10 protein-coding genes are annotated in these 11148 nt (G+C 43.4%); 2 read left to right on the top strand and 8 right to left on the bottom strand.

Annotated features, from left to right (window positions below; genetic code table 11):
- The 4 genes from GMD4S_RS05790 to GMD4S_RS05775 form a co-directional block, all read right to left on the bottom strand.
- Nucleotides 1-560: transporter substrate-binding domain-containing protein (locus GMD4S_RS05790; protein WP_000036996.1), on the bottom strand; the 560-nt coding region annotated here is incomplete at its 3' end.
- 11 nt (nt 561-571) lie between these two features.
- Nucleotides 572-1570 (bottom strand): uroporphyrinogen decarboxylase family protein, encoded by a 999-nt coding sequence (locus GMD4S_RS05785; RefSeq protein ID WP_001290979.1) that lies wholly within the window; start codon nt 1568-1570, stop codon nt 572-574.
- 2 nt (nt 1571-1572) lie between these two features.
- Nucleotides 1573-1776, bottom strand: coding sequence for a hypothetical protein (locus tag GMD4S_RS05780; RefSeq protein ID WP_000837741.1), 204 nt, complete (start codon nt 1774-1776; stop codon nt 1573-1575).
- Nucleotides 1777-1787: 11 nt separating this feature from the next.
- Entirely contained in the window at nt 1788-2792 is a 1005-nt protein-coding gene (locus GMD4S_RS05775) for a uroporphyrinogen decarboxylase family protein (protein ID WP_000157314.1), read from the bottom strand.
- A 367-nt stretch (nt 2793-3159) separates the two neighbouring features.
- Between GMD4S_RS05775 and GMD4S_RS05770 the strand changes: the two genes are divergently transcribed.
- Nucleotides 3160-4017, top strand: coding sequence for a 5'-nucleotidase, lipoprotein e(P4) family (locus tag GMD4S_RS05770; RefSeq protein WP_000703381.1), 858 nt, complete (start codon nt 3160-3162; stop codon nt 4015-4017).
- Nucleotides 4018-4247: 230 nt separating this feature from the next.
- On the opposite strand, the gene GMD4S_RS05765 is transcribed toward GMD4S_RS05770, so the two are convergent.
- Complete coding sequence (locus GMD4S_RS05765; RefSeq protein ID WP_000229789.1) at nt 4248-5300, bottom strand: LLM class flavin-dependent oxidoreductase; 1053 nt, start codon at nt 5298-5300, stop codon at nt 4248-4250.
- A 110-nt stretch (nt 5301-5410) separates the two neighbouring features.
- Nucleotides 5411-7219: a glutamine--fructose-6-phosphate transaminase (isomerizing) gene (gene glmS, locus GMD4S_RS05760; protein WP_000334288.1), complete on the bottom strand. Its 1809-nt coding sequence runs from the start codon at nt 7217-7219 to the stop codon at nt 5411-5413.
- Nucleotides 7220-7434: 215 nt separating this feature from the next.
- Here glmS and GMD4S_RS05755 point away from each other — a divergent pair, with 215 nt between their 5' ends.
- Nucleotides 7435-7848: an EamA family transporter gene (locus tag GMD4S_RS05755; RefSeq protein WP_000264209.1), complete on the top strand. Its 414-nt coding sequence runs from the start codon at nt 7435-7437 to the stop codon at nt 7846-7848.
- A 38-nt stretch (nt 7849-7886) separates the two neighbouring features.
- Here GMD4S_RS05755 and GMD4S_RS05750 read toward each other — a convergent pair whose 3' ends face one another.
- Together GMD4S_RS05750 and GMD4S_RS05745 are read right to left on the bottom strand one after the other, a co-directional pair.
- Nucleotides 7887-9266 (bottom strand): glycoside hydrolase family 1 protein, encoded by a 1380-nt coding sequence (locus tag GMD4S_RS05750; protein WP_000911360.1) that lies wholly within the window; start codon nt 9264-9266, stop codon nt 7887-7889.
- Between the two features lie 97 nt (nt 9267-9363).
- On the bottom strand, nt 9364-11148 hold a 1785-nt coding region (locus tag GMD4S_RS05745), incomplete at its 5' end, for a proline--tRNA ligase (RefSeq protein ID WP_000629862.1).

Here is an 11148-nt window from a genome sequence, read left to right as displayed (position 1 = left end):
GCTGTTAGCTCAATCGGTGCATCCTGATGTTTTTCATTGTAGCTGGTGATGACATTCCATTGAGCATTCTGTGGAGAGATGGGAACCAATTTCCCTTTATTCTTAGCAAAGTCATCAATGGTTTTGTATTTCTGTTCATCTTCTTTTCTGACCGTAAATCCGATGATGCTCGCTCCGACTGGTTCAGATGGAATGACAAACTTTTTAGCTCGTTCATCTGTGTACCAAGCTCCCTTGGTTCCGATGTCATACTTACCTGATTCCAGACCAATCAAGAGGTCATCATCACTGGTACCCGTATATTCAAATTGATAGTTTGCCAACTTCTCATCAACAGCCTTCAAAACAGCTACTTCATAACCATCTGATTCCCCTTTTTCATTTACAAAGTCATAAGGTACGTAGTTTTGTGTATGGGCAACCTTCAAGGTTATGACTTCAGCAGACGAAGCCGTTTTTCCATCCTTGGCTGGAGCACCAGCTAAACTTCTCCCGATAATCGTCGCCCCAATTACTGCAACAACTGCTACACCACCGATAATCCATGCTTTTTTACTCATCTTTTTCTCCTTTAGTTTTCAAGCGCTTCTCTCACCCACTGGATACGTTCAACTGCGATATCACTTGGAATGGTACAATCTGCCCCAAGTACCAATCCCTGTTCCCCAGCTTCTGCAACTAGTTTCTTTGCCTCAGCCTGAATGGCGTCCTTGCTACCAGTATACAGTAAGCCTGTCTTGCCATTTTCAAATCCTCCAAGAACCGTACGTCCCTTGAAAATCTCACGACCTTCCTTGAGAGTGATTCCCTCTGGTCCTACAGCCCAGTTAAAGACTTGGGCAGGATAGTCTGCAAAAAGGTGAATATCATTTCGCGCCCCCTCGTAGCCACAGATATGAAGAACAGTGACGCCACCAACAGCACTAGCCGCTTCCAGAACCGTTATCTCGCTAGGTGCAATGACGGCTTGATAATCTGCTGCCGACACTCGTTGATCTTGGATACTCTGCACGCTGAGGTAGATTCCGTCAGCACCAGCCTCTTCGATGACAGCTCGACTTAGACTCGCAATATCTTCTGCAATCACATCCAACACCTTCTTAAGGGCTTCAGGGTCTTCCACCAGAAAGTCCGCGATAAGGTCATCGCCGCCAGATACTTCCCCAAGCAGCCACTTGAGATAGGTCACAGGAGCAAAAATATTGTAAATCGCAACGATATCTTCTGTAAACTCTTGCTTGATTTTCTTAACCAAGTCCACCTGCTCTTTTATCCAAGCATGGTCTGATCCAAGTGGTTGAATGGTTGCCAATTCTTGAAGTGATTTGTCTTTGGCAATCGCTGGATTTGGATAAGCAAAGTAGCCATCACTCATGAGTTTGATAAAGTCTGGCTGAACTTCTCGGATAAAGCGCTTATGGCCCTCAATATTCTTCTCGATAATGACTGGATTTGAGAAACCGTGTAGCCATTCGTCTTCGGATGTGAAATGGTGCCAAAAGCCAACTGGCACACGATCAACCTTTTCACCTTTAAATGCTTTTAAAACCCATTCTTTTTTTTCTGACATTCTTATTCTCCATTTCTTACTTTTTCAACTAATAAACTGCTTGCGATATCATTCGAGCGTAGAAAGGGGAGACTGGACTTGGAAAAATCCTGAACTCCACGACATCTCTCTCCATTTTTGCAGTGCTGATTTTTTACGACGCTTATGGCAACCAAGGCCAGCAAACCGACAACTGCAATGAAGATGCCCCATCTTTTACTTTTCATAGCTCCTCCTTTTAGAGAACAGCTGCCTGCCGAATCCAGTCCAACCTCTCTAAGTCAAAGTCATCTGGAACAGTACAGTCAGCTCCCAGAAGAACGCCTTTACTACCAGCTTCAGCCAGCAACCGTCTTGTTTCATCTTGCAATTCCGCCTTGGAACCTTGATAAAGCAAGCTTTTCTTGCCGTTTTCAAATCCACCTAAAACGGCCTTGCCTGGAAACAACTCCTGCCCCTGTGTCAAACTAACATCCTCATGGTGGGTCGCCCAGTTGACCACTTGAGCTGGATAGTCCTTAAAAATCGTCACATCATTGCTCGCACCTTCAAAACCACAGATATGGAGGATATTGGTCCCACCCACCTGATTAGCTGCCTCCAAAATCGCTATATTGCTCGGTTCGATATAGGTTTGGTAGAGTGCTGGTGTGATGCGCTCATCTTGAATTTCCTGGGTACTGAGGTAAATCCCGTCAACACCGCCTTGCTGGATGATTTTCTGAGTTAGGATAGCAATATCTCCTGCAATCACGTCTAGAATAGCTCTAAATTGCTCAGGATTTTCAAGCAATAGATCAGCCACTTCCCTATCTCCTCGAGAAGTTTCTGTGCGGAACCAGCGCTTGAGGTAGGAGATTGGTGAAAAGATATTGTAGAAAGAAGCAATCTCTTCGGTAAAGGTCTCTCGAATCGCTTGTACCACTTCCACCTGTTGCTGAATCCATGGGTGTTCCTCACCAATCGACTCAATAGAAGTCAGCTCCCGAATGCTTGCAATCTTAGGATTATAGACATTACTTGGATAAAGGAAAAAACCATCGCTCATAATTTTGACAAAATCAGGGCGAATCCTTTCCACATAGCTGCGATGCCCATCAACACTTTTTTGAAAGATACGTGGATTATTTAATCCCTGCCCCTTTTCTTCGAGTGTTACAAAATGAAACCAAAATCCGACAGGAACTCTTTCCACTTCATCGCCTCGAATCGCTCTAAAGACTAAATCTCTTTTGCTTGCCATACCTTTCTCCTTCCATTTGGATTGAAACCATCTTACCACTCCTTTTCCCCTTTTCCCAATATATATTGACTATCAACTCGATTGAAAATTTTTATATCTATAAAGAAAAAAATCCCTGAAAAGCTTGATGTTACTAGCCTTTCAAAGATTCACTTTATTTTCATCTATTTTTCAAAAAGGAACTGATATAGATTTTCTATCAAGCCGATTGAATTTTTTTATATCCATCTTCATTCCCAAATTAAGTACATAATTTTATCCTAATACCAAATTACTACTGAAAAATTTCTTTTCTCTCGATATTTTCTTGCACAAATCCCATGAAAACGCTACAATATTAATAGACTATTATTAGGAGGATGGGATTATGAAAATATCCAAAGTTACCATTACAATTGCTTCTACACTTGCTTCCGTCATTTTACTGACTGGCTGTGGCACAAATTCGGCAAATTCACAGACAACACAAAGTAGTACATCTGACAATCAGGTTACAATGACCTATGATCAGTTGCGTTCAAGAGAAAATACTATGTCAACTCTTTGGTATCAAAAAGCAGCTGAGACCAAGGCACTCTATCTACAAGGTTACAATGTCGCTACTGATCGTTTGAAAGAACTACTAAAAACACAGACAGATAAACCCTACTCTATCGTTTTGGACTTAGACGAAACCGTATTAGACAATAGCCCTTATCAAGCGCAAAATGTCAAAGATGGAACAGCATTTACCCCAGATAACTGGGATATCTGGGTAAAAAAAGCCGCAGCCAAGGCTGTACCAGGTGCTAAAGATTTTCTCCAATTTGCAGACCAAAACGGTGTCCAAATTTACTATGTATCTGACCGCACGATAGATCAGGTAGATGATACGATCAAAAACCTAGAAAATGAAGGAATTCCTGTACAAAGCCGCGATCATCTCATGTTCTTAGAAAAAGGCGTCAAATCTAAAGAAGGTCGTAGACAAGCAGTCCAAGAAAAAACCAACTTAGTCATGCTACTAGGAGACAATCTTGTGGACTTTGCAGAGTTTTCAAAGACCTCTGAAACTGAGCGCGACCAAAAATTAGAGGAATTACAAAAAGAGTTTGGTGAGAAATTCATCATTTTCCCTAACCCAATGTACGGATCATGGGAAAGCACTGTTTACAATGGTAATAAATTGGATGCCAAGGGTCAAACTGAAGAGCGCCAAAAAAACTTACAAGGTTTTGATAAATAAAATAAGAGAACTATCTACCAGTTTACACCAACCACAAGATATCGTATTTGTGAGAATATCAAAAAAGACGATTTCCGCTTGGATAATCGCCTTTTTTGCTATTTTATCTTGTACTTGGTATAAACTAGTATATATTCCACTAGATAGTATGCTCTATCGCTTGTACCACTTCCACCTGTTGCTGAATCCATGGGTGTTCCTCACCAATCGACTCAACTGATTGGATTTTTTTATAACCCTTCTTTCATGGCAAAGTAAGCACGCACTTTTGGTGCGACTTGCGTTCCAAAAAGTTCAATAGCTTTGAGAACTTGATCATGTGGCATAGAACCAAGTGGTAGGTGCAACATAAAGCGATCCAAGTCTAAATCCTCAATCATGCAAATCAATTTTTCTGCCACCTGGTCTGGATTTCCCACAAACATGGCTCCATTTGGACCAACTTGCTCCAAATATTGCTCATAGGTCAACTCCTGCCAGTGTGGACGGTCCTTGGAAATCGCATCCACTACTTGCTTGGTCGGATGGAAATAATCTTTTATCGCCTGCTCGCCATCTTCAGCAATCCAGCCCCAAGAATGAGCGCCCACTTTCAGGTCTTTATCCGCATGACCGGCTTCCCTACCAATCTCACGATAAGCTTGAATCAGCTTTTTAAAATAACGCGGATTGCCACCAATAATAGCATAGACAATTGGCAACCCCGCCTGAGCAATCTTCACTGTTGACTCTACATGACCACCTGTCGCCACCCACAATGGCAATTTGTCCTGAACTGGACGAGGATAAACTTCTTTTCCAGCAATGCTTTGGGTCAATTGCCCCTGCCAGTCTATCTTGGTCTTTTCATTGACTAACTGGAGCATGTCTAATTTCTCATCAAAGAGAGCTTCATAGTCTTTCAAGTCATAGCCAAACAGTGGGAAAGACTCGGTAAATGAACCACGCCCAGCCATAATCTCCGCACGTCCATTTGACAAAGCATCGATAGTAGCATATTGTTGGAACAAGCGAATCGGATCCATACTCGAGAGTATGCTGACTGCACTCGTCAAACGAATTTTCTTGGTATTGACTGCACCAGCTGCAAGAACAATCTCTGGCGCCGATACCGCAAGGTCCTCCCGATGATGCTCCCCAATCCCGTACACATCCAAACCAACCTTATCAGCCAGCTCTATCTCTGCCACCAGCTGACGAATGCGTTCATCATGACTGTAAAGTTGCCCAGTCGCTTCCAGAGCTGTTGTTTCACCAAATGTTGAAATTCCTAATTCTACCATCCCGTTTCCTCGCTATCTCTTTTAGTTTTAGGGTATTTTATCACTAATTAGTTTTATTTTCAATAAATTTGCTCATTAGAAAAAGTCTAGATGAACTAGACTTTCTTAGCTTATTCTACTGTTACTGACTTAGCAAGGTTACGTGGTTTGTCCACATCAAGGCCACGGTGGAGTGTTGCAAAGTAAGCGACCAATTGCGTTGGTACGACCATTGAGATTGGTGAGAGGTAAGGGTGTACGGTCGTAAGGACGATATCGTCTGTGTCTTTAGCAACATTTTCTTCTGCGATAGTGAGAACCTTGGCACCACGGGCTGCGACCTCTTGGATATTTCCACGAGTATGGTTGGCAAGGACTGGATCTGACAAGAGGGCCAAGACAGGCGTTCCTTCTTCAATCAAGGCAATGGTTCCGTGCTTGAGTTCTCCTGCCGCAAAGCCTTCACATTGGATGTAAGAAATCTCTTTTAGCTTAAGACTGGCTTCCATGGCTACATAGTAGTCTTGACCACGTCCAATGTAAAAGGCATTGCGAGTTGTTTCAAGAAGGTCACGAACCTTTGCATCAATGGTTTCTTTTTCAGAAAGAGTTGATTCGATAGACTGAGCTACGATTGACAACTCATGAACCAGATCAAAGGCTTGGGCTTTGGCATTGCCGTTTGCTTCTCCGACTGCTTTTGCAAGAAAAGCTAGAGCTGCGATTTGCGCAGTATAAGCCTTGGTTGATGCCACGGCAATTTCAGGACCCGCGTGAAGAAGCATAGTATGGTTGGCTTCACGTGATAGGGTTGAACCTGGAACGTTTGTCACTGTCAAGCTTGGAATGCCCATTTCATTAGCCTTAACCAAAACCTGACGGCTGTCAGCTGTTTCACCAGACTGGCTGATAAAGATGAAGAGTGGTTTTTTGCTGAGAAGTGGCATACCATAGCCCCACTCAGATGAAATTCCAAGTTCAACTGGTGTATCTGTCAGTTCTTCCAACATCTTCTTAGAAGCAAATCCTGCGTGGTACGATGTTCCAGCTGCAAGGATGTAAATGCGGTCTGCATCTTGAACAGCCTTGATGATAGCAGGGTCAACCACTACTTGACCTGCCTCATCTGTGTAGGCTTGGATAAGTTTACGCATAACCGTTGGTTGCTCATCAATTTCCTTGAGCATGTAGTAAGGGTAAGTTCCTTTACCGATATCTGACAAGTCGAGCTCAGCAGTATAGCTAGCACGCTCACGACTGTTACCATCATAGTCTTGAACTTCGACGCTATCAGCCTTGACGATTACCAACTCTTGGTCATGGATTTCCATGTATTGGTTGGTCTCACGAATCATGGCCATAGCATCTGAGCAGACCATGTTATAGCCTTCTCCAAGACCAATCAAAAGTGGCGATTTGTTCTTAGCGACATAGATGACATCTGGATTTTCAGAGTCAACCAAGGCAAAGGCATAAGAACCACGGATGATGTGAAGGGCTTTTTTGAAGGCTTCAAGAACTGACAAGCCATCTTCTTCAACAAATTTCCCAATCAAGTGAACAGCGATTTCTGTATCTGTTTGTCCCTTGAAGTGGTGACCTGCAAGGTATTCTTCCTTGATTTCAAGGTAGTTTTCAATGACCCCATTGTGGACCAAGACAAAACGTTCTGTCTCAGAGCGGTGTGGGTGAGCATTGTCTTCCGTTGGTTTCCCGTGAGTTGCCCAACGAGTATGTCCGATACCAGTTGTCCCCTCAACACCTGCTGTCTTGGCAGACAATTCTGCGATACGACCGACAGCCTTAACCAGGTGATTTTCAGCACCACCTAGGACAAAAATCCCCGCAGAATCATAGCCACGGTATTCGAGCTTTTCAAGCCCTTGAATCAAAATATCAGTTGCATTTGTGTTTCCAACAACACCAACAATTCCACACATAGTATATACGACACAGACCAGCTGTGCTTTCTCCTTAAATTGGTATAGTCTAATTCTCACTTTACGGAATCAGCAAAAACAGTATATACTTGTTTTTCTCACTTGTCAAGGATAAAAATTGGTATAGTTTTTCTATCTGGTGTTTTATCAAGATTTCACTTGATACCTGACAAGTCAGCATCAATTACTTATAATAAAAAGAGGAGGTATTTGCCATGTGGTTTTTCTTCGCACTTTTATCAGCTATCTTTGCAGCCTTAACGTCAATTTTAGCTAAGATTGGAATTGAGGGAGTTCCATCCAATCTAGCAACCGCTATTCGTACGGTCGTCGTCATTCTTATGGCCTGGGCCATGGTTTTCTTGACCAATAGTCAGACCGAAATTGTCAATATCAGTAGAAAAAGTTGGCTCTTTCTCATCTTATCTGGTTTGGCCACTGGCGCCTCTTGGCTCTGCTACTACAAGGCCTTGCAGATGGGCAGTGCAACTGAGGTATCTGCTGTCGATAAATTCAGTCTCGTCCTTACCCTCGTTCTAGCCTTTTTCTTCCTACAAGATATCCTGACGTTTAAAACAATTATTGGCTGTATCCTGATTACGATCGGGACCTTGGTGATGATATTGTAATAAAAAGTGAGATGAACGCCATCTCACTCTTTTTATTCTTAAAATCCATTATGGTCGCTGAGTTCTTTGAACCAGTGGCCTGATTTCTTCAGGCGACGTTCCTGTGTTTCCAAGTCAAGCTCAACCAGACCATAGCGATTTTTATAGCTGTTGAGCCATGACCAGCAGTCGATAAAGGTCCAGATTAAGTAACCCTTACAATTGGCTCCGTCTTCAATGGCACGGTGAAGTTCACGCAGATGTCCTTTGACAAAGTCGATACGATAGTCATCCTGAATCATGCCATTCACACGGAATTTATCTTCACCTTCAACACCCATGCCATTCTCTGTCAACATCCACTCAATATTGCCATAATTTTCCTTGATATTTTGAGCGATATCATAAATCCCCTGCTCATAGATTTCCCAACCGCGATGAGGATTGATTTTACGGCCCGGCATGATATAAGGCTCATAGAAATGTTCTGGCAAGAGTGGACTGTCTGGATGCTTGGCAAAACGTGGCGCCATAACGCGCAAAGGTTGGTAGTAATTGACTCCAAGAAAGTCCACTGTATGCTCCCGAATGAGTTCTAACTCTTCAACAGTGTACTCTGGCAGCAAATCATGCTCAGACAAGATTTCTACTAATTCTTCTGGATAAGCTCCCAAGACAGACGGGTCTAGGAAAGATTGGGCTTGGAAGAGATCCGCAATGCGCGCAGCCTTGACATCTGCGGTATGCTGACTACGTGGGTAGGCTGGTGTCAAGTTGAGGACAATCCCAATCTTAGAATCAGGCAAAATCTCATGACAAGCCTTAACCGCAAGACTACTAGCCAGTTGCGTATGATAAGCAACCTTAACCGCCGCTTTGGCATCCACCTTGTGAGGATAGTGAGCATCATAAAAATAGCCAAACTCCACAGGGACGATGGGCTCGTTAAAGGTAATCCATTGGTCCACCAAGTCACCGTAAGTCTCAAAACAAAAACGAGCATAGTCTTCGTAAGCCTTAATGGTTGCCTTGTTTTCCCAACCATCCCCATCTTCCTGCAGGGCAAAAGGCAGGTCAAAGTGATAGAGATTGACTAAGAGACGAATGCCCTTGGCCTTAATCGCTTCAAATACCTGACGGTAGAAAGCCACACCTTGAGGATTGACTTTTCCACGACCTTGCGGGAAAATACGAGACCACTGGATAGAAGTACGAAAGGCTGTATGCCCAGTCTCTACCAAAAGCTCAATATCCTTTTCCCAGTTTTCATAGAAGGTCGATGTTTTATCAGATCCAATCCCATTGTAGTAGCGGTTTGGCTCTACTTGATACCAATAATCCCAGAGATTATCTCCTTTACCATCACCTGGCACTCGTCCTTCTGTCTGTGGTCCAGAAGTGGAGGAACCCCAGACAAAATCCTTTGGAAATTTTAGCATAGCTTTACCTCTTCATTTACTCATTTTTCCCATTATACAGAAAAAACAAGGTAAAAACTAGTTACATTTTTGCCTTGTTTTTCTTCTGATTATAGTTTTATTTCTTGCTTAGGATTTCAAGGGTTTCGAGCAAGTTATCTGCGTGAACTTCAATTGTGTCACCAGTCGCCTTGATCTTGACTTCTACGATGCCATCGGCTGCTTTCTTCCCAACAGTGATACGGATTGGCAGACCAATCAAGTCGCTATCGCTAAACTTCACTCCGACACGTTCGTTACGGTCATCTGTCAAGACTTCGTAACCAGCGTCTATCAAGTTGGCTTCCAATTTTTCTGTCAAGGCTTGCGCTTCTTCATCTTTAACATTGACAGTAATCAAATGCACATCAAATGGTGCCAATTCTTTAGGGAAGTTAACTCCCCAAGCGTAACGGAATTCACCTTTAGGCGTTTTATTGACAAAGAGGCGAGCGTGTTGTTCCATAACTGCTGAAAGAAGACGGCTAACACCGATACCGTAACATCCCATGATGATTGGCACAGCACGACCATTTTCATCCAAAACATCTGCACCCATGCTTGCTGAGTAGCGAGTTCCGAGTTTGAAAATATGACCGATCTCAATACCACGCGCGAAGTTAAGAACGCCTTGTCCGTCTGGTGAAATTTCACCCTCACGAACTTCGCGGATATCCACGTATTCTGCAGTGAAATCACGACCTGGGTTCACACCCGTCAAGTGGTAGCCATCTTCGTTGGCCCCCACAACAGCATTGCGAACATCTTGTACCTTACGGTCTGCAATGATTTTCACATTTTCTGGCAAACCAACTGGGCCAAGCGAACCAAAGCCAGCCGATATAACATTTGCTACTTCTTCCTCGCTCGCAACATCAAAGAAATCTGCACCCAAGTGGTTTTTCAACTTAACTTCATTGAGTTGGTCATTTCCAACTAGAAGGGCTGCAACAAGCTCACCATCTGCCATGTAGAAGAGGGTTTTGATTGTTTGTTCTTCTGGGACATTTAGGAAGGCTGCGACTTCATCGATGGATTTTACACCTGGAGTTTCGACGCGAGTCACTTCTTCTTCAGCGACAACACGGTTGCTTGGTTTGTACTCGTTTGTTGCCATTTCTAAGTTAGCCGCATAGCTAGACTCACTTGAGTAGGCAATAGTGTCTTCACCAGAAACCATCCATTTGAGCAATTCTGCCTTGATTTCTTCTTGCACTTCTGCAGGAATTTCATCAAATGAGGCAACTGACTTGTCCAAAACAACCCAGCGGTCAAGGTCTGTACGAGCAGGAGTGATGGCCATAAATTCTTGGCTATCCTTACCACCCATGGCACCACCATCACCAATGATGGCCTTGAAGTCCAAGCCACTACGAGTGAAAATTCGTTCATAGGCCGCCTTGTACTCGTCATAAGTCACATCCAAACTATCGTAATTAGCATGGAAACTATAGCCGTCTTTCATGATAAATTCACGCGTACGGAGAAGTCCGTTACGTGGACGTTTTTCATCACGGTACTTAGGTTGAATTTGGTAAAGGTTAAGTGGTAATTGCTTGTAAGATTTGACAGAGTCACGAACAATAGCCGTAAAAGTTTCTTCGTGTGTCGGACCTAGGATAAAGTCTGACTTTTCACGATTTTTCAGTTTATAAAGGTCTTCACCATAGGTTTCATAACGACCTGATTCACGCCAAAGATCAGCACTGAGAAGGGCAGGAGCCAACATCTCCACCGCACCAATCTTATCAAACTCTTGGCGCATGATATTCTTAGCCTTTTCAATCACACGGTTAGCGAGTGGTAGGTAAGAATAAACACCGGCAGAAACTTGACGAACATAACCAGCACGCAACATAAGGGC

This window comes from Streptococcus sp. GMD4S (assembly GCF_000296955.1).
This window is presented reverse-complemented; position numbering and strand designations above follow the sequence as displayed.

Coding starts and splice junctions, on each gene's coding strand:
- GMD4S_RS05755 (WP_000264209.1), top strand. CDS start 7,435: ATGTGGTTTTTCTTCGCACTTTTATCAGCTATCTTTGCAGCCTTAACG.
- GMD4S_RS05770 (WP_000703381.1), top strand. CDS start 3,160: ATGAAAATATCCAAAGTTACCATTACAATTGCTTCTACACTTGCTTCC.
- GMD4S_RS05750 (WP_000911360.1), bottom strand. CDS start 9,266: ATGCTAAAATTTCCAAAGGATTTTGTCTGGGGTTCCTCCACTTCTGGA.
- GMD4S_RS05775 (WP_000157314.1), bottom strand. CDS start 2,792: ATGGCAAGCAAAAGAGATTTAGTCTTTAGAGCGATTCGAGGCGATGAA.
- glmS (WP_000334288.1), bottom strand. CDS start 7,219: ATGTGTGGAATTGTTGGTGTTGTTGGAAACACAAATGCAACTGATATT.
- GMD4S_RS05785 (WP_001290979.1), bottom strand. CDS start 1,570: ATGTCAGAAAAAAAAGAATGGGTTTTAAAAGCATTTAAAGGTGAAAAG.
- GMD4S_RS05765 (WP_000229789.1), bottom strand. CDS start 5,300: ATGGTAGAATTAGGAATTTCAACATTTGGTGAAACAACAGCTCTGGAA.
- GMD4S_RS05780 (WP_000837741.1), bottom strand. CDS start 1,776: ATGAAAAGTAAAAGATGGGGCATCTTCATTGCAGTTGTCGGTTTGCTG.